Annotated in this window: 15 protein-coding genes; 5 read left to right on the forward strand and 10 right to left on the reverse strand. The window is 69.6% G+C overall.

What is annotated here, in order from left to right; translation table 11 throughout:
* Window positions 1–108 precede the first annotated feature (108 nt).
* The 5 genes from ASF43_RS11485 to ASF43_RS11505 form a co-directional block, all read right to left on the reverse strand.
* Entirely contained in the window at window positions 109–2130 is a 2022-nt protein-coding gene (locus tag ASF43_RS11485; RefSeq protein ID WP_056180684.1) for a patatin-like phospholipase family protein, read from the reverse strand.
* Window positions 2127–3554, reverse strand: coding sequence for a hypothetical protein (locus ASF43_RS11490; protein ID WP_156373283.1), 1428 nt, complete (start codon window positions 3552–3554; stop codon window positions 2127–2129). Before ASF43_RS11490 ends, ASF43_RS11485 begins: the two co-directional genes overlap by 4 nt.
* On the reverse strand, window positions 3551–5359 hold the full coding sequence (locus ASF43_RS11495; protein WP_156373284.1) for a hypothetical protein: 1809 nt from the start codon (window positions 5357–5359) through the stop codon (window positions 3551–3553). Before ASF43_RS11495 ends, ASF43_RS11490 begins: the two co-directional genes overlap by 4 nt.
* 25 nt (window positions 5360–5384) lie before the next feature.
* Window positions 5385–9218 (reverse strand): AAA family ATPase, encoded by a 3834-nt coding sequence (locus tag ASF43_RS11500; RefSeq protein WP_056180695.1) that lies wholly within the window; start codon window positions 9216–9218, stop codon window positions 5385–5387.
* A gap of 116 nt (window positions 9219–9334) precedes the next feature.
* On the reverse strand, window positions 9335–10210 hold the full coding sequence (locus ASF43_RS11505) for an EamA family transporter (protein WP_056180698.1): 876 nt from the start codon (window positions 10208–10210) through the stop codon (window positions 9335–9337).
* A 407-nt stretch (window positions 10211–10617) separates the two neighbouring features.
* On the opposite strand from ASF43_RS11505, the gene ASF43_RS11510 reads away from it, so the two are divergent.
* Window positions 10618–10959 (forward strand): hypothetical protein, encoded by a 342-nt coding sequence (locus ASF43_RS11510; RefSeq protein ID WP_056180702.1) that lies wholly within the window; start codon window positions 10618–10620, stop codon window positions 10957–10959.
* A 54-nt stretch (window positions 10960–11013) separates the two neighbouring features.
* On the opposite strand, the gene ASF43_RS11515 is transcribed toward ASF43_RS11510, so the two are convergent.
* Entirely contained in the window at window positions 11014–11346 is a 333-nt protein-coding gene (locus ASF43_RS11515; RefSeq protein ID WP_056180705.1) for a hypothetical protein, read from the reverse strand.
* Window positions 11347–11357: 11 nt separating this feature from the next.
* A complete protein-coding gene (locus ASF43_RS11520; RefSeq protein WP_369803259.1) occupies window positions 11358–13772 on the reverse strand; it encodes a penicillin acylase family protein in 2415 nt (804 codons plus the stop codon).
* Between the two features lie 273 nt (window positions 13773–14045).
* Here ASF43_RS11520 and ASF43_RS11525 point away from each other — a divergent pair, with 273 nt between their 5' ends.
* Window positions 14046–15326 (forward strand): solute carrier family 23 protein, encoded by a 1281-nt coding sequence (locus tag ASF43_RS11525; protein WP_056180712.1) that lies wholly within the window; start codon window positions 14046–14048, stop codon window positions 15324–15326.
* Between the two features lie 31 nt (window positions 15327–15357).
* On the opposite strand, the gene ASF43_RS31390 is transcribed toward ASF43_RS11525, so the two are convergent.
* The 3 genes from ASF43_RS31390 to ASF43_RS29815 form a co-directional block, all read right to left on the reverse strand.
* Window positions 15358–15510, reverse strand: coding sequence for a hypothetical protein (locus tag ASF43_RS31390; RefSeq protein WP_200932511.1), 153 nt, complete (start codon window positions 15508–15510; stop codon window positions 15358–15360).
* 123 nt (window positions 15511–15633) lie between these two features.
* Window positions 15634–16041 carry a type II toxin-antitoxin system VapC family toxin gene (locus tag ASF43_RS11530; protein WP_056180715.1) on the reverse strand — a complete coding sequence of 136 codons (408 nt, stop codon included), beginning with the start codon at window positions 16039–16041 and terminating at the stop codon, window positions 15634–15636.
* Complete coding sequence (locus tag ASF43_RS29815) at window positions 16038–16301, reverse strand: AbrB/MazE/SpoVT family DNA-binding domain-containing protein (RefSeq protein ID WP_082497794.1); 264 nt, start codon at window positions 16299–16301, stop codon at window positions 16038–16040. Before ASF43_RS29815 ends, ASF43_RS11530 begins: the two co-directional genes overlap by 4 nt.
* Window positions 16302–16409: 108 nt before the next feature.
* Here ASF43_RS29815 and ASF43_RS11535 point away from each other — a divergent pair, with 108 nt between their 5' ends.
* From ASF43_RS11535 to ASF43_RS11545, 3 genes are all read left to right on the forward strand, one after another.
* A complete protein-coding gene (locus tag ASF43_RS11535) occupies window positions 16410–17294 on the forward strand; it encodes a LysR family transcriptional regulator (protein ID WP_056180718.1) in 885 nt (294 codons plus the stop codon).
* Between the two features lie 26 nt (window positions 17295–17320).
* Window positions 17321–18616, forward strand: a complete 1296-nt coding sequence (locus ASF43_RS11540) for a pitrilysin family protein (protein ID WP_056180722.1) — start codon at window positions 17321–17323, stop codon at window positions 18614–18616.
* Between the two features lie 70 nt (window positions 18617–18686).
* A complete protein-coding gene (locus tag ASF43_RS11545) occupies window positions 18687–18983 on the forward strand; it encodes a (2Fe-2S) ferredoxin domain-containing protein (protein ID WP_056180725.1) in 297 nt (98 codons plus the stop codon).
* Window positions 18984–19299: the final 316 nt, after the last annotated feature.

Below are 19299 nucleotides of genomic sequence, written 5' to 3' on the forward strand. Positions count from 1 at the left end.
CGGCGTGAGGCGCACCGAGGCGCTACGAGCTGGCGATCCCGCAGATGCGGCGCATCCCGGTCGATCAGGTCCGCCGCCACTGGCCGCGGCGCCACGTGCGGTATCGCATTACAGCGGCGAGCGCAGGCGCAGCTCGGGCTCGGGGCCGGGGCGGGTGGGCTGCGCCTGGGCTTGCGACAGGACGTTCTCCAGCCGTTCCAGTTCCAGCAGCAGGGCCTGCAGCTCTCGGGCCTGCTCGCCGTTCAGCAGCGCGTGGTTGCTGCGCCGTCCCATGGGTTGCTGCACCGTGGACTTGGCGCGCGCGATCAGCGCGGCCATGGGTGTGGCGTGTGCGGGCCATGCGGCATTCGCCGCCAGGCCCGTGAGGCGCTCGCGCAGGCCGTTGACCAGCAGTTGCAGGCGCACCAGGCGTTGGTCGCGCCACGCGGGCGTGTGTCCGTCGTCGCCTTCGGCGAACTGCTGGACGAAACGTTTGCCTGCCGTCGTACCGTAGCGACCGGCCATGTCCAGGATCTGCTGGCGTGACATCGCGATGTGCAAGCCGCCTTCGTCGGGCGCGAGAAGCATGCGCGCGACCCGGGTGCGCACATGCGGCAGGCGCATGCTGGTTCTGTCGCGCCAGTCCTTGGCCGCCATCACGACGCCCAGCAGAAAGCCGGACAGCAACGACATGTCGGGCCGATGATCCGCTGCATCGGGCGACGCACCGGGCGCCGCGGGCGCGGCCGGCCGGGTCCGCGGGTCGAAGCGGTTCCAGTTGTCGCCCCAGCCTTTGTCGATGAAGTCGGGCAGCCACACGTCGCCGTAGTCATACGGGCCCTTGCTGTCCAGCCACAGGCCGAAGGTCGGCCAGCGCGGCACGGACTCATCGAAAAAGTGGATGGGAAAGTTGGAGGAAATCCCGCCGTCGCTGAACCAGCAGGGGCGCAGCTTGCGTTGCCCGCGCGGCGCCTCGTAGTCGATGGCCCACAGCGGCACGGCGGAGAACAGGAGCGGGAAGCTCAAGCTGAGCCGTGCCGCCACGACCACGGGCAGGTCGGCCGTGGGCAGTTCCAGCAGCCCCTGCGCCTGGGCCTCGGACAGCGAGGGGTCGGAACCGTGCGCAGGGCTGGGTTCGTAGGGGCGCGCCACCAGTTCCAGCGCATCGAGCACAGCCTGCGGAAAGTAGTCCTTCCATTCATCACGGCTGTAGAACAGCCGGCTGGTCTGGTCGGCCAGCGGCAGCCGGTAAGGCCGCCCGTGGGTCACGTTGGTCGTGATCATGCGCAGGTCGATGGTGCGCTTGTCGACCGGGTCGTCTTCGGTGCGGCGCTCGGGCGCCGCACCGCGATAGGCGGGTGCGCTCCAGAGGTCGCGGAAGGTGAGCGGACGGTCGGTGTCCTGCAGCCCTGCGCAGGCCTGGATGCCCTCGTGCAGCCACTCCGACAACCCCGGGCGGCGGCCTTCCGGCCCGGGTGCCTCCATCGTTCCCCCTTTGCACAGCCCGAGCCCGTTGCCAACCAGCCCGCAGCGCACGTCGCCCCACACCGCCAGCCCCAATCCGGCAAGGCCGCCGAGCGGTACGGACAGCGCATGGCCGATGGGCCCTGCGCCGTCCACGGCCGCCAGCGCAAGCCCCGCCAGCGCACCCAGGCCGCTGGGCCAGCGGTAGACAGTCAGCACTGCAGCGGCCACCGTGGGCCATCCGCCCACCGCACGGCCAGGCTTGCCTGCGCGCCGACCGCGGGCCAGGCGGCCCCAGAGTTCGATGAGCCGCCGGCCGCGCCGGTGGGTCTGGAATAGCGACAGCATGCGGGTGCGGCCGTCCGGCAGCATCTCGCCCAGGGCCGCCGGCGTGCGGCGCAAAGCTTCGAACGGCGCGTCGCAGCCGGTGCGGCGGCCGTACTCCGACGCCGCGGCCAGCGCCGCCGCCATCGCACCGACCGAGGTGCCGCCGATGCTCTGGAAGCGGTAGACCCGCGCGAGCTCGACGATCGCCCATGGGTAGACCACGCCGCTGGCCACGCCGCCGGTCAGCACCAGATCGCAGAAGCGGTCGATGGGCGGCTCTTCATCCACCGGTGGCGGCACGGCACACACGTCGTCGCCCGGTGGGATCTCCTTGCGCTGCGGCGTTTGCGGGGCCGTCATCGGACCGCCTTGGCGGCGCGCGCTGCAGCGTGGTGGGGCAAGGGTCCACCCGGCGGATCTTCAGCGTCCCGCTCCAGCCACATGCGGTTGTCGGCGATGCCCTCCAGGGTGGGCAGGCTGGGGTAGAACAGGTAGGCCACGCCCAGGGTGCGGGTGAAAGGCTGCAGCCCGTGGAGCCGCAGGGGCGGCTGGCCCGCGCGCGGGATCTCGTAGGGCCCATCGTCGGATGCGTGCGCTCCGATCAAGGGGTCGCGGGCGCCGCCGCGGTCTTGGCTTCCCATCGGCACGCGGTCGGCCCACTGGCCCAGCAGGTGTTCGTACTGGTCTTCGATGCTGGCGCAGAAGAACAGCCCCATGAGGCCGGGCTTGCGGCACTCCGGCAAGGTGTAGGGCATGCCGCGGCGCAGCAGCGCGCGCGAGCGCAGGCCATGCACCAGGTTGTCGCCGCGCGGATTCATGCGGCGCATGTGGCTGCCAAAGGGGCAACCGATGCCTTGCGGGTCCGCGGTGTAGTCGAATGCGTCTGTCGCCAGGGCCTTGGGATGGCCGACCGGGGTGCCGCCTGGATAGCGTCCGCAGAGCTTGGCCTTCAGCTCGTCCGGCTGAAGGCCCGTCAGCGCCGAGGCCTCGGCCACGAACGCCTCGAACGCTGCCACGTTCTGTTCGATCTGGTGCAGGACGCCGAAACTGCCTTCGTGGAAGAACGCGCGCACGGGTGCGGGCCAGACCGTGCGGCCCGGCCCGGCGATCCAGGGGTTGGCGCCAGAGTCCTGTGCCATGCCCAGCACGAACTCGCCAGCCGCATGGCCGGGTGCGCAAGGGTCGTGGGCGCGGCCGCACGGCCAGCCTTCGATGCCCACACGCGTGAGCCCGTCGCGGTACCCGAAGTGCACCCACTGCTCGTCCTGTGCCGCCGGGCTGCCGTCGGGCCGCAGCGCCAGCCGGCGCGCCAGCGGTAGCGGCATCACGTCCACGCCGGCCTGCGCTGCCCGTTCGCACACCCGCCGACGCATGTCCTGCATGCGCGCTTCGTGCCTGCCGTGCAGGCTGAGCACCGCATCCAGCGTGGTGTGCGCGAACACGGGATCCCACCGCTGCGGCGCATCGTTGCCCGTGATACCCAGATGCTGGGCCGCGCGCCTGGACGCACTGCTGGAAAAGGCGGGGGACTTCAACGCGAACCGCGCCAGCACGTGGGGCGGCACCCTGGCGTTTTCCAACCCGCGCCGGCTGAAGCCCAGGCTCAGCTGCACGAAGGGCTGCCCCTGCAGCGCACCCTCTGGCCACAGCGCGTCCTGTCGCAGCAGCTGCAGGAAGCGCTGCGGCGAGGACCCGGGGCCGAAGCACAGCACCAGGTGTTGCGCCGCCTCCCACCGGTTGCCGTGCAGCACGATGCGCTGCACGCCTGCGAACGGCCGGCTCATGGCCGGGCCCATTCGTTGCGCAGGATGTTCGACACATCGCTGCCCGGATAGGCGCTGAAGAAAAAGCCCATGGCCGGCTCGCTGTTGTAGCGCTGGATGTGCGCAACGAACTCGTCCGGGAACTTGTCCACCGGCATCGGCGGCGGGTTCTGGATGCACTCGAACAGCGCGTCGAAGATGTCGCCTGCCTTCAATGCGAAGTGCTGGATGTAGGCCGCGAACGGCCCGTCGTAGACCGTGTGCAGCACCAGCACCGTGTCGCTCTCGATCAGCTCGAACCACGCGAAATGCACATGCTGCGAAGTGCGCAGCGCCTCCTCGATGCGCGGCGCACCGGCGCGCAGCACATCGCGCACCCGCGCCGCGCTGTCCTTGACGGGCGACTTCAGGCGCATGGCGACGTTCAGGCTCGCCTGGTACAGGCGCCGGTCGCGGTGGTGGGTCAAGGGATAGCTTTCGCAGGCAAAGCCCCAGCGCTTCTTCAGACCGATCACGGTGGCGTCCTCGGCGTCCAGGCGCTGGGCCAGTCCGGGCAGCGCCATCACCTGCTGCACGATCGCGGCCACCAGGGGCCAGGCCAGGGCCTTGCCAGCGCACCAATGCGGCCCGCCGATGGGCATGCCCCAAATGAGGGGATCGTCCGGGGCCGGTGCGTCGGCATGCGCCGTCCCACCACCCAACGCCAGCAGGACCTGGTATTGCAACTGGCCCTGGCCATCGACCTTGAGCCGCGGCAGCATCGGGATCGGCGGGTTCGCCGCCAGCGCAGGGCCGATCAAACCCTGCCAGCGGGACCGCTGCAACTGCGGCAAGAGGCTTTGGCCCGCAAGAATGCGCGCCTGCTGCAGCAGGCGGGTGTCGTTGAAGAGCGCCTGGACCGCAATGCATGCGGCGGCCTGCACGTTGCCCACCGTGCCCACGGCGGCGCCGACGGCGATGATGGCGCGCTGCTCGGCGTTCAGGTCGGGGCCGGCATGGCGTGCGAGCTGCCGCAACACGGGCTGCAGGTTCGCCGGAACGGCAGGGTCGTCGCAGCCTTTGAGCCCATCCTCGTCGTCGGTGGTGTAGGCCTCGATCAGCGCACTGGTGCGTCGCAGCAGCATGCCGAGCGCCTGCCTGGCCGCCGGGATGGCCAGCGGGTCGACCACGAGGTGGCGTCCCAGCACCTGGTGGACGAGGCCGCGGTACGCCGTGCCCAGGGCGCTCTCCAGCAGCGTGTAGTCGGTCGAGGCATAGCCCATGAGCTTCTGGCAAAAGCGCAGCGCCGCCTGCTGGGCGAACTGCGCCAGGTCGAAGTCCGACGCGCGCAGCGACAGCACGGACGCATCCTTGCACGCCGCTTCGCTCAGTTGCGTGATGAGTTCCAGATGATGCGGAAAGCACGCAAAGTAAGCTGCCCGCTGTTCCGCGTGGATGCCCACGCCGCCCGGATCCAGCGCCAGCATGAAGCTGCCGCCGCCGAGCTCCGCATAAACGCGGCTCGCGTACTCCCTGTCCTTGTCCACCAAGATGCGCTCGATCTCGTCGCGCCGGGTGATCAGGCGCACGTGGTGCCGATGGCCGAGTGTGGGCGGCGACCGAGGCTGCTCCAGCCCCTCGCATCCGCATTCACGCTCCAGCGTGTCGCTCGACGGGAAGTCGAATTGGCCGCCGAGCCCTTCGATGACACGGTAGAGATGGGATCGGTGCTCGTCGTCGCCGAGCCACTCGCGCAGATGCCAGTTCAGCGCGTACGGGTTGTTGGACCTCAACTCTTGCAGCAGCGATGCGCTGGGCGCAGTCGCGAACCGTTCCCTCTTGGCCATGCGCATCCCCTCCTGACTGTTGTTGTCACGCCCACTGCGCGCACACCGCCAGCGCATCGCGCAGATCGCGTGTGCCACGCCCCTCTGTCCATCGCGCCACCAGCGGCACCAGCAGCCGGCGGGCGCGTGCACTTCGTCCATCTGCTGCCCACAGGCGTGCCAGCGCGGTCGCGCTGCGCAGCGCAAAGCCCAGGCGGCGCTGCCGGATCGCCAGCGCATAGGCGCTCGCGAAACAGCCTTCGGCATGCGCCCGTTCACCGCGCCGCCAGGCCAGTTCGCCGCGCAGTCGCAGCAGTTCGGCCTCGAGCTGGCGCTCGCCGTAGCGTTGCACGGCCGCCAGCCCCTGGTCCACGCATGCCGTTGCGGCGTCGCTCTGGCCGGCCAGCATCAGCCCCTCGGCCTGCAGCACCATGTACAACGGTTGCGACACCATGGAGCCCGTTGCCAGCCACATCTCGGCGCCCGCGCGCATGTCCCGCAGGCCCGCCGCGTGATGGCCCTGCTCGCACAGCAAACGGCCTTGCATGCAGCGCGCGATGGCGAGCCAGACCGGAAAGCCGGCGTCCTCGCAGACCTGGATGCAGGCGTCCGCGCGGTGCAACGCGGCCTCGGTCTCGCCGCGCAGCAGTTCGATGCTCACGGCGTAGGCCATGGCGACTGCCTGGCTGAACTTGTGTTCGAACTCGCTGGCGATGGCGTTGGCGTGCAGGATGCGCGCCAACGCCTTGTCGGGCTGGCCCAGCTCCCACAGCGCCCAGGAGGAATACGCCAGGCACATCACGCCCGGGTCCTGCACGCCGAAGCGCTGGTGCAAGGCTGGCGTGTACAGGGCCAGGCCGGCGTCCATCTCGCGCATGGTGGCGCGCAGTGCGCCCTGGTGGAACAGCGTGCAGGCCAGGCCCCAATGCGCATGCAGGCGCTGCCCGAGGTCGCCCGAGCGCTGCGCAATGGCGGCCGCACGTCTGCCGTGTTCCAGCGCCAGGCCGAAGTCCGCGCGCATGAAGCGGTAGGCCTCCAGGCCCATCTCGACTTTGAAGCGCGCCGCGTCGTCGCCGATGCGGTCGCACAGGCGCTCTGCCTCCTGGTAGGCATGCAGGACGGTTTCGGCGCCGTAGCCCTCGGTCGCGATGAGCCGCGCCGCCAGCGACAGCTGCAGGCGCAGCCCGGTGCGGTCGCGTGCGTCGCCCGGTTGGGTGTGCGACAGCACGGCCAGCGCCCGGCGCAGGTGGCTGATGGCCTCGAACTCGGCCGAACGGGCCGCCGCGTTGCGCGCTGCGCGTTCCCATTGCGCCAGCGCATCGTGGTGCTGGCCGGCCTCGGTCTGGTGCAGGGCCAGCAGCTCGGGTTGCATGGCAGCGCGGTCCGGCCAGCGTTCCTGCAGCAGCGACACGACCCGAGCATGCAGTGCATGGCGGTCGCGGGCCCAGAGCGAACCGTAGGCCGCATCGCGGATCAGCGCATGCTTGAAGGCGAACTGGCCCGCACCCACCGCCCGCACCAGGCCAGAGGCCTCCAGCACCGCGAGCCGCTGTGCCAATGTGACGGCGTCCAGCGCCCAGTGGCCCGACTCCAGCAAGGCAGTGAGCACCTCCAGCGAAAATTCGCGGCCCAGCACTGCCGCCACTTGGGCCAGGGCCTTGGCATCGCCCAGGCGGTCCAGCCTGGCCATCAGCAGGTCTTGCAACGACGCAGGCACCCGCTCGAGTGCCGCGCTCGCCGCTTCTGCGCGCTCGCCGCCTGACTCCAGGGCCATGCGCGTGGCCTCTTCGAGGAACAGGGGAACGCCGTCGCCCCGCTCGGCCAGCATACGCACGAAGCCCGCGGGCAGGGGGGTGTCCCGGCAGGTCAGGCGCACGAGCGAGCGGGCGGCATCGGGGGGCAGCCCTGCAAGTTCCAGTTCCTCGTCGACCGGGAACGCGCAGGGGGCTTGAGCGCTGCCGCCCCGCGTGTTGATGACGACCAGCAGCCCAGCGGCGGCAGGCTGCGCGACGAGACGCTCGACGAAAGCGCGCAGCGACGGGTCGGCCCAGTGCCAGTCTTCGACGATGAGGCAACTGGGCTGGTGCTGCATGAACTGGCCAAGCCAGTCCAGCAGGAGCTGCAGCAGGCGCTGTCGCAGCACGGCGGGTGTCGCATGGGATGGCTGCGCGCCAAGCCCCAGCATGGCCGCCAGCAAGGTGAACGGCTCGCCCTGGCGCGATGCCTGCGGCAGCGCCGCTGCCAGCTTGGCGAGCGCATCGGTGCGGGGTTCGTCCGCGCCGATGCCGAGCCAGCGCCTCAGCGCCTCCGCGAGCACCAGATAGGGGCTGGCACTGGCGTCTGCGCGGCACCGGCACTCCAGCACCCTGACGCCACGCATAAGCAGTGTGTTGCGAAACTCCCGCACCAGGCGCGACTTGCCCATGCCAGCCTCGGCGCGCACCACCACGACACAGCAGACGCCCGCGCGTGTCTTGTTCCAGCAATGGTCCAGGCGATCGAGCTCCGTTTGCCTGCCCACCAGGGGCGTGAGCGCGGGCAGCGGCTCGGCTGGGTGCGCCCCCGTGTCGCTGCGCGCGGCCAGTACGACAAAGGCATCCTGCGGCTCTTCGATGCCCTTGAGCCGCAATGGAGCGTCAAGCGCGCGCAGCGCGAACCTGTGGGCCACCAGCCGGCGCGTGGCTTCCGAAGCCATCACCTTGCCCGGAACGGCCGCGTTCTGCAGGCGCGCCGCGAGATGGATCGACAGGCCGACCGGCTGGCCTGCCTTGACGGCGACCAACCCGGTCGCGATGCCGATCCGCACCGCGACCCCCAGCTCGCACACCGTGCGGACAAGCTCCAGCCCCGCTTCGACCGCATGCACGGGCGCATCTTCGACCGCCGACGGATGGCCGAAATAGCACATGACGCCGTCGTCGCCCTGTGGATCGTCGGGCAAGCCGCCATGGCGACGCACCACATCGGCGCACCGCGCATGCAGGCGCGCCAGCATGTCCGCGTAGGCTTCGTCGCCGATGCGCGCCATCAGCGCGGTGGAGCCGACCAAGTCGAAGGACAGGCTGGTGACCTGGCGGCGCGAGGTCGGCGACTGCATGCGCACGAAGCGTGTGTCGGGGTCGCCATAGACCCGCGCGTCGAAGTGCGCAGGCGCTCCGCGGCGGTGCACGGAGCGCACGGACTCGCCGACGCTGGCGCCGTTCTCCAGCTGGCGCAGCACGGCCTGCAGCGGCTCACCCGACAGGTCGGCTGCATGCCGCAGCACGAGCAGGGCTGCTCCCGTGTCGAGCACGCGCGCCAGGAGGGCCGGCGGCTGGGGCGCACCGAGCACGAACAGATGCGCGTGCAGGGGTGGGTTCGCACGCGCCAGCACCTCGGTCAACTCGACGCCATCGAGCACGAGCACGTGTGCCGCGGCGATGGTGTCGCGGCTTGCGCTTTGTTCCAGCGCGTCCAGTGCGACGTGCCGCGCCCAAGGGCACACGCGCGAGGCGGCCCCGTGGACGACCACCACGGCCAGCGCGTCGGCACGTACGGACTGCAATGCTGCAACTGCATCGCTCGCGCTGACCAGGTGCCGGCCCAGGCAGAAGTGCCCGGCCAACGTGGTCGAGCCGATCTGCAACGACTCCCAGGCTGCTGCGTCGAGCGCGTCGTCAATCTGTACGTGCAGGACACGCGCCTCGCTGCCGGCCAGGCGCCTGGCCAGGTCGTCGCCCAGGAAGTCTCTGGCCGCCATTGCATGTTGGGCCTGGTCCAGCAGATAGGCGGGACGCTTCGCGCGCCAGTCGAGACGGCGGCCGTCGCCCAGCCTGAATTCGAGCAAGGGTCCTTCCAGGCTTGCGCTCAGCGTCCAATGCGGCCGGTCCAGGATGTCCAAAGATTCTCCTTGATGCCTTCGGGCAAGGCGCCCGTCTCTCCTGAGGCTGTACAAGACGCTACCCCAAAGGCCCCCGATCGCCTAGAGGCCATTGGTCATCCGGCGGCGGGCGCGCCTCAGGCAGGTGTGCCCAGCAGCACCACCCCCAGCGCCAGCAGCGCACAGCCCAGGGCGCGGCCCGGTCCCACGCGCTCCTTGAGCACCACCATGCCCAGCAGCGCGCCGACCATCATAGACATCTCGCGCGTGGGCGCCACCACACTGAGCGGCGCGCCGAGTTCCAGCGCCTCCAGCACCAGGATGTAGGAGAGCGGCGAGAGCGCGCCCACGGCCAGCGCCAGGCCCCAGTGGCCGCGCATCGCGGCCACGGCGTTCGCGCGGTTGCGCAGCATCCACGGCAGCAGCACGCACAGCCGCACCATGTTCGAGCACCAGTCCAGGATCACGGCCTGGATGCCCAGCGTCTTCACGCCGTAGGCATCGACCACGGTGTAGCCGGCGATCAGCGCGCCCGTGGCGCCGCCCCAGCGCACGCCCTGCAGCGCGCGCGCCTGGCGGAACATGGCAAGCCGGCCCTGCGTGGCGATCAAGCCGATGCCGAGCACGATGGCGGCCAGGCCCAGCAGCCCGCGGCCGGTCGGCGTCTCGCCCAGCAACACGAAGGCGCCGATCGAGGACAGCAGTGGCCCGGTGCCGCGCGCCACGGGGTAGACCACCGACAGGTCGGCCACGCGGTAGCCCTTCTGCAGGCACAGGCTGTAGGCCAGGTGCAGCAGGCCGCTGGCCACGATGCAGGCCACGACGGGCCCGCTCCAGGGCAGGGTGTTGCGCGCCAGCAGCCAGGCTACCCAGGGCAGGTAGACCATGCACGAGACCACGTTGGTGGCGGCAACGAAGGCCGGCCCCGCATGCGCGGCGCGCTTGGCCAGCAGGTTCCAGGTGGCGTGGATCAGCGCGGCCAGGACGACCATCGAGAAGGTGAGAAATGACATCGAAGGCCCCGAATCGAACAGCGTGCAGGAGGAAGACTCGACGTCTCCTCCTCTGGGCTTTTGTCCCTCGGGTGCTGCCGCGGCGCAGGCCGCGGTGTCCGCAACGCTTGGACCAGCGGCGGGGCCTGGTGTGCCCGCCCGGAACCCTAGTTGCCACTCGGTCGAACGCGCATTCTAGTGAGGGCCTGCATGCGCGCCGCCGCGTGGTCTGAGGCCCGCTCTGTCCACCGGTTTGCGGACGGAATGGCGATGGCGTCGTTGGAACTGAGGATGCCCGCCGCGCAGGGCGACTCGAACATGGCAGCCATCGATGAGGTGCGCACAACCCGGGAACTCATCGAGAAAGGCCGAGGGCAGGGCGCCCAAGGCCGATGTGTCGTCGAACCCAACTTTGCGAGGACCGAACCATGTACACCAAGCTCATTGCCCCCTGCCTGCTGGCCGCCGCCTGCGCCGCCACGCCCTGCCTTGCCGACACCAATGTGTTCGGCGAGGTGGGCTACATCCCGCCCGTGCCCAGTGGCAGCACCACCACGCGCGAGGCGGTGATCACCGCTTACCTGGAGTCGCTGAAGCCCCAGCAGCCGCCGCCGCCGAGCACGGTCAAGCGCGCTGACGTGGTGGCCGAACTCATGCGCGCGCTGCGCGAGGGCACCATGCCGCCCTATGGCGAAGGCAGCGACACCGGCACCATGCTGGCGCAGCGGCCGGCCCCGGCGCAGACGCAGCCGATGTTGGCCACGCGTTGAAGCGCACCGGTGCGCGCAGGGCGGCTCTGTGCCGCGCTGCGCCCTGGCGGTGCCTCAGCGCATTGCCAGCGTGCGCAGCGCCGGCAGATAGGGCAGCTCCACCCAGGCCCGCCCTGGCGCCGCCACGCTGGTGGCCACGGCCAACGGGCAAAACTCCGGCGCCAGGTACACCGAGTGCAACGGCGAGCCCGGCCCCTGGCGCGCGCACAGCGAGGCCTCGGATTCCACCAGCCGCATGCCGTAGCGCGCCGAGCGCGGCAGCAACAGCGTGGCGCGGCGCTCGGGCGCGTCCAGCACCAGCAGCGTGACGCGGCTGGCGCCCACCGCCACCGCACCGGCGCCCAGCGCGGCCACCAGCGCCACCACCGCCACGGTCTTCCTGCGCATCACCAGGCGCCCTATTGCGGCCGCAGCGTGAGCGTGTCCCCGCGCAGGCTGTCCACCTTGCTGCGGCTGAACGCCATGGGGAAATACTCGCCCTTGGCCCAGCGCTCGATCAGGTCCTTGTAGTGCGGACTCTTGGGGTCGGCCGATTGGCCTGGCACGTTGATGGCGAGCGACTTGTCCCAGTCCGACAGGTCGATCACCTGCCGGTACGACGCGCCACTCGTCACACGGAAGTCCGAGGTGCGGTACGAGGCGCGGTGCAAGGTGTCGTTGTCGCCGCCCACGGGGTAGCGCGGCGTGGCCAATGCGGCGGCCTGGTCGCCGGTGAGAAAGCCCGCCAGTTCATGCTCGAACTGGATGTGGTGCAGCAGGCCCCACTGCCAGTTGGCCGGGTCGGCGCCCTGGCGGCCTTTCAGCTCGGTGACGGCGGCCTTGAGCGTCTCCAGCATCAGCGCGTCGCGGCCGGCCGCGGGGTCGGCGCCGAAGACCGCATCGGGCGCGGCCAGCTTGGCCAGCACCACGGGGCGCGACAGCGTGCCGAACAGGCTGCGGCCCGCGGCCGGCACCAGCAGCTCGGTCACGCGGCTCTGCAGCCGCGGCAGCCACAGCTGGTGCAGCGTGGCGGCCGCCGAATCGGTGCTGACCACGTGGTTCCAGCCGCGCAGCAGGCCCAATGCCTGGCTCACGTCCGCATCGGCCGAGCTCAGGCGGGCCACCAGCGGGGCCAGCGTGCGCGCCGGGATCGACAGCTCGTCGATCTGCATCTTCGCGGAGTCGGCCACGCTGTGGCGCGGGTTGGCCGCCAGCATCTCGCTGGCGCGCTGGAAGCGGTAGGGCTCGGCCCAGGCCGTGGCCGACATGCTGCGGTAGGCGTAGTCGGCCGGCACGTTGAATTCGTTGGCCGTGGCGTAGAAGCCCTGCGCTGGGTTGAACACACGCGGCAGCAGCGAGCCGGGCAGGTAGCCCGCCCATTCGTAGCTGCCATCGCCCGGCACCGGCAGCTGGCCGTTCCAGTCGGCGCGGGGCCGGATGGGTGCCAGTGCGCCGCCGAACCAGCCGATGTTGCCGTCCACGTCGGCATAGACCATGTTCTCGCCCGGCGTGAAATGGCGCGCCATGCCCTCGGTGAACTGGGTCCAGTTCTGCGCCTGGTTCAGCCGCAGGCTGGCCAGGTAGGCGGCCGTGCCGGGGAACTCCAGGTAGGCCGCGCGCACGGCGTAGGCCTTGCGGTTGGCCGGGTCCTCGTAGACCACCGGGCCGTGGCGTGTGAACTTCAGCGCGGCGCTGGCGCCGGCGGCCTGGCCACGCACGGGCACGGTTTCGTTGACCACGCGCATGGGCTCCCAGCCGGCGCCGTAGCGGTACTCGCCGGGGTTGGCGGGGTTGGTGTCGTAGACGTAGAGGTCTTCCTCGTCGCCGAACGCGAAGATCGTCAGCCCGAACGCGATGCGCTCGTTGTGGCCGATGGAGACGCCGGGCAGGGCGGGCTCGCCCGCGCCGATCACGTTCCAGCCCGGCGCGTTCAGGTGGACCATGTAGCGCAGCGACGGCATGCTGATCGCGCGGTGCGGGTCGTTGGCGAGGATGGGCTTGCCGGTGTCGGTGCGCGAGCCGTGCACCGTCCAGTTGTTGCTCTCGTAGCGCAGCGCGGCGCGCTCTTCCTCGCTGCGCTCGACCGTGCCGTTGCCCACCGACAGGGCCTGCGCCAGCGCCGCCACCTGGGCTGGCTGCAGCGGGCTGCGCGGGAAGTCGCCCGCCTCGAAGGCCAGGCCGTTGCGCGCCAGGTTGTAGGGCGTGAGGATGCTGGACGTGATGCTCGCCACGTCGATGCCCGCCGGCACCTGGATGGGCGTGGGCGGCTCGTTCACCGTCAGCTCCTGCGTGGTGGCCAGGCCCACGGCTGCGATGCGGCGCGCCAGCTGCACCTCGCTGCCCACGTTGCGCGTGATGCCGTAGATGCGGATCAGCGAACTCGTGGGCGACCAGCGGCCCGGCTGCGTGCCGGTGAGGCGGAACTCGATGGGCAGCTTCTCGGGGTCGGCCAGCGCCTGGTCGACGAAGGCGTTGATGCCCTCGGAGAACGCCGTCAGGATCTCGCGTGCATCGGGGTGGTAGCTGGCGAACTCGGCATCCAGGTCGCCGCGGAACAGGAAGAGCCGCGCCGCGCGGTCGGCCTCCACGAAGCGCGCGCCGAACTGCTCGGCCATCTTGCCCTCGCCGCGGCGGCGCCACTGGTCCAGCTGCCAGAGCCGGTCGCGCGCGGCGTTGTAGCCCTGCGCGTAGAACAGGTCGCGCTGGTTCTGCGCGTAGATGTGGGCCACACCGCTGGTGTCGCGCACGATCTCCACCGGCTGCGACACGCCGGGCACGCGGGTGCTGTTGCCATCGTCGTCGCTGCCGCCGCCACCGCAGGCCGCCAGGACCAGGGCCGCCAGCAAGGACGCTGGCCAGGAGGCCGAAAGATGGGCTCGTGATGTATTCACTGTGTGTCTCCTCCAGGGGCTGTGTTCGCACCAGGGCGGTGCGGCCGCGGGGCAGCGTATCGCCAAACACGTCAGATGTGCACAAATGACACAAATGGATGCAGGTTTTCAGTCTGAAATTTGAACCAGTGAAACAAGCGCGTGCGCCAAGTTGGCGCACGGCACAATCTGCGCCGGCCGCGGCCAGCCCAATACCACCACAACACGAGGAGCACCATGCGCCTGTTTCCCACCTGGACCCTGCAGACGAGCGGAGAGGTCGCGCCCGACGAGCGCCTGCCCACGGCACAGACCATCGTCATGGGCGTGCAGCACGTGGTGGCCATGTTCGGCTCCACGGCGCTCGCGCCCATCCTGATGGGTTTCGACCCCAACACCTCGATCTTCTTTTCGGGCATCGGCACGCTGATCTTCTTCCTGCTGACCGGCGGGCGGCTGCCCAGCTACCTGGGCTCGAGCTTCGCGTTCATCGGCGTGGTGATCGCCGCCACGGGCTACGCCGGCAGCGGGCCAAACGCCAACATCGGCGTGGCACTCGGCGGCATCATCGCGGCCGGGGTGCTCTACATCCTGATCGGCCTCGTGGTGCAGGTGCTGGGCACGGCCTGGATCGAGCGGCTGATGCCGCCCATCGTCACCGGCACCGTGGTCGCGGCCATCGGCCTGAACCTGGCGCCTGTGGCCATCAAGATGCTGGGCGCCACGCCCGTGGACACCACCATCGGCCTGTTGACCGCGCTGGCCGTGGGCCTGATCGCCGTGCGCGGCCAGGGCGTGGTGGGCCGGCTGCCCATCCTGCTGGGCGCACTGGCCGGCTACGTGCTGTACGGCATCGTCGCCAACGGCCTGGGTTGGGCCAAGCCCATCGATTTCTCGGGCGTGGCCGCGGCCGCGTGGTTCGGCCTGCCCAAGTTCAGCGCGCCCGTATTCCAGGCCTCGGCCATGGCGCTGATCGCGCCGGTCGCCGTGATCCTGGTGGCCGAGAACCTGGGCCACGTGAAGGGCCTGGCGGCGATGACCGGCCGCAGCTTCGACCCGCTGATGGGCCGCGCCTTCATCGCCGATGGCATCGCCACCGTGGTCTCGGGCTCGGGCGGCGGCACGGGCGTGACCACCTATGCCGAGAACATGGGCGTGATGGCCGTGACGCGCATCTACTCCACGCTGGTGTTCGTGGTGGCCGCGCTGGTGGCGCTGCTGCTGGGCTTCTCACCCAAGTTCGGCGCGCTGATCTTGACCTTGCCCGTGCCCGTGATCGGCGGCCTGGCGCTGGTGGTGTTCGGCCTGATCGCCGCCACGGGCGGGCGCATCTGGGTCATGAACAAGGTCGACTTCTCGCGCCCGCGCAACCTCATCACGGCGGGTGTGGCGCTGACGGCTGGGGCAGGGGACCTGACACTGTCGATCGCGGGGTTCAAGATGGGGGGGATTGGGACGGCCACCTTTGGGGCGATCGTGCTGTACCACCTGCTGCGCGAGCGCGAAGCGGCACGCTGAGCGTCATTGCGCGGGGTTGCAGCGACCCCGTTCAAGCCTGGGAGCTGCTGAGCACCCGCAACACGATGAACAGGACCACCACCACCGCGATCGCGCCGCAGATCACCAGCATGCGTTTGTTGGCGAAGCGGTTGCGGCTGGAAGAGGTGGGAACTGCGCCGGGTTCAGGTTTCTGTTCGAGCATGGGAGGCTTTCAGTGAGGACTGCACCGATTGGGACGCGTGCCGCCCGCTGCCCGTGTGGGGCGGGCGGCTGACTGGGCGCAGGACAGATGCCCTATGGTCTAGCTGCAGGCCGGAAGCTGGCTTCAGCCAAGCAACTCCACTGGCGGCGTCAGCGCGAGGGCTTTAGCACGCCGCGCAAGTTTGCGGTCGAATGTGGCGAATCTGGACGCACGAGCGCTGCGCGCCACGTGCAGCGCATCGGCGAAATCCAGGCCCTTGTCGAACGCATCGATTGCGGCCAGAACCACATCACGGTCCTCGAGCGTGATGTGCTCAATGCTCGCCAGTGCACGCATCACGCGGGAAACATCCTTTGCTGGCAATTTGTAGAACCCGCGCATCACCCACTCCAGCTCAAGCAACACGGTGACCGAGACAAACGAGCGTTCGGAGACCGCGGCGATGGCCGCGGGGCGTTGTAGGGCAGCCTGTGCATCGTCGGCGTCATCGACGAAGAACCGCGCCAGCACGTTCGTATCCAGGGCCCTCATGCGTCGCCGCGCCGTGAACGGGTCAGCAGCGATGCGGGATCGAAGTCCTCCAGGCGCCGTGGAACACCGCGCGCTGGTGCCTTGACCATGCCCGCCATGTCCGCGATGTCCACCTGCGCCACAGAGCGGACGACGCGCAGCTTCAGGCCGTCCGACTCTTCGAGCACCTCGATCCTTGCGCCTGCACCCATCCCGAGTCGTCGCCGCATTTCGGCGGGCAACACGATCTGGCCTTTCGAGGAGACGAGAAGAGTCGACATACGGATCTCGGATTGAACGGCGGCACCGCATCGTAGTGCGGCTTACGTGGTAAGTCAAAAATGGATGCCCTCATCCTGTGCGCAAGCCCAAGGCCCGACACTCCGCCCATGAAGCTCGACTCCATCACCGTCCAACTCGTCCTCACCATCGTCGAGGAGGGCAGCATCTCCAAGGCCGCCGACAAGCTCAACCTGGCGGTGGCCGCCGCGTCCAAGCGCGTGACCGACCTGGAGTCGCAGCTCGGCGCCAAGCTCTTCAAGCGCCAGCCGCACGGTGTGAAAGTGACCGAGGCCGGCGACCGCCTGCTGGCCCACATCCGCCAGATCGACAACCTGATCGGCCGGCTCGAAGGCGACGCCCAGGCCCTGGGCCACGGCCGCGACGGACGCATCATCATCGGCGCGCCCAAGGCCGCCATCATCCAGTTCCTGGCGGCCGACATCGCGCGGCTGCAGGCCGCGTATCCGCAGATCACGCTCAAGATCCTGGAAGAGAACAGCAAGATCGTGCAGCAACTGCTGCGCGACAAGGTCATCGACGTGGGCATCTACGAGAAGACCAGCGGCTTCCTGGACCTGCCCCAGTTCGCCTACCGGCAAGACCGCCTGGTGCTGGTCTACAGCCGCCCACATTTCCAGTTCGGCGCCGGCCCGGTCGGCATCGACGACATCCTGGACCTGCCCATCGTGAGCCTGGGCAAGGGCTCGGCCGTGCTGGCCGCCGTGGAGCGCGCCTACCGCAGCCGCGGGCGGGCGTTTCCGAACAACTTCTCCGCCAGCGGCTTCGACACCATGCTGGCGCTGGTGCGGCACGGGCTGGGTGTGGGGCTGATGCCGCCGGAGGTGCTGCGCAGCTTCCACCCGGAGGCTGCACTGGGCGCGGCGGAGCTGGAGGGCGACTGGCACCAGCGCAGCTATGTGCTGTCGTGCGTGGAGGGGCAGGCGCAGGAGCAGACCTTGCGGAACGTGGTGGGCGAGCTGCTGAAGAGCTGACGGCGCCTGCCACGGACAATGCTGCCATGACTTCCACCGTTCTTCGCACGCTGCCCAACGGCGTCAGGCTGCTCGCCGTTCCCATGCCCCATGTGCAAAGCCTCAGCGTGGGCGTCTTCCTGCGCGTGGGCTCGCGCGACGAGACGCCGGCCACCAACGGCATCGCCCATGTGCTGGAGCACATGGCCTTCAAGGGCACGACCACCCGCTCCGTGCAGGCGATCAACCTGGATGCCGAGCGGCTGGGCGCGGACGTCAACGCGTTCACGGGCAAGGACATGACCGGGTACTTCATGACCGGCCTGGGCCGGCACGCCGACCAGCTGCTGCGCATGACGGCCGACATCGTGCTGAACAGCACCTTTCCGCAGGCCGAGCTGCAGCGCGAGCTCGACGTCATCCGCCAGGAAGCCATCGAATACGCCGAAGACCCCGAGGACCGTTCCAGCGACCTGCTCGACCGCGCCATCTGGGGAGACGATGCGATGGGCATGCCCGTGATCGGCACCGTGGAGAACATCGAGGGCTTCACGCGCGACGACCTGGTGCGCCATGTGCGGGCCCACTACACGGCGCACAAGACCGTGGTCGTGGCGGCCGGCAATTTCGATGTCGAAGCCTGGATGGAGCGGGCCGGCGAACTGTTTGCCACGATGCGCCAGACTGCGGACACGCCTGTGCTGCCACTGCCAGCACCCGCGCCGTACGTGGGCCACGCCATGGCGCAGCGCTTCACGCAGGTGTCGCAGGTGTTTCTGAACATCGCCTACCCGCTGGTGCCCGCCCGCCAGGACGAGATGCCGCAGCAGCGCTGGCGCCTGGCCTCCGCGCTGGCGTCCAACCTGTTCGGCGGCGGCATGTCGGCGCCCCTGGTCGACACCGTGCGCGAGCAGCTGGGCCTGGCCTACACCGCCCATTCCACGGTGGACAGCGGCGACGTCTGGGCCAACTTCGTGGTGCATGCGGTCACCACGCCCGACAAGCTGGACGCCTTGGTGGCGGCCACGGGCGAGTTGCTGCGCGCCCAGGCCATGGCCATCGACCCGGTGCACCTGGAGCGGGCGAAGAACCAGTTGACCGTGTCGCGGGTGCGCGGGGCAGAACGGACCTACGCCACGATGGAGCAGGCCGTCGAAGAGCTGTTCGCCAGCGGGAGCGTGACGCCGATGGATGAAGCGATGGCGATGATCGAGGACATCGGCGCAGACGAAATGCGAGCCGTGTTCCAGCGGATGCTGGCCAACCCGCCGGCGATCGCGGTGACCGGCAAGGGCGTCAGCGCGCGGACTGCGAAGCAACTGGCAGCGCGGCTGGTCGGTTGAATCCCGCCTCTGTGGCGGGCGTTCGCGCACGACTGCGGCGCACCATGCGCTGCCGTGGTCGAATCCCTCGATGCATCTAAAGAGCTACAAGTACCAGCGCGTCGTGCTTGTCTGCGCCGACTGCGAGAAGCGAGACGACGGACCGCGCCATCTGGACAGCAAGGCCGGCGCCAGCGCACTGCGGCAGGCTTTGCGCGAGGCGCCAGGGAAGGTACAGGTCACGCGCACGCGCTGCCTGGGCCTGTGCCCGCGCAAGGCGCTGGCGGCGGTGGCGTTGGGAGCTGGATTGCAGGCGATGGCGGCGGAGCTCCGTGATGCGGGTGACTTGGCGGTCTTGGCGCGCTTCGCGGGGTCCGTCACGGGTTAAGCATTTCACTCTTTGGCTTCGAACTGCGCTGCAGAATGGGGGCGTACAGGCGCGTGAAAGTGCCGTCTGTCTAAGCGTTTGCTGGGCCAGATGCGCCAGAAGGAAAAGGCGATCAGCCATTCAAAGGCAAACCGCCACGCGCTGGGCCAAGCCCGCAATGACCGCATCGGCACCAGTGTCCCGGAGCGCATGCAGGTGCATTGGGCGGTTTCAAACTTGAAGTGCAACGCCGGCAATGAGATCCGCAGTGAGTTGTGAGAACACTTCATGCGGGGAGTGGAAGTTGAGGATTTTGCGCGGACGGTGGTTGAGCATG

It is taken from the genome of Pseudorhodoferax sp. Leaf267 (assembly GCF_001422405.1).
In the GTDB taxonomy this organism is placed as follows: domain Bacteria; phylum Pseudomonadota; class Gammaproteobacteria; order Burkholderiales; family Burkholderiaceae_C; genus Pseudorhodoferax.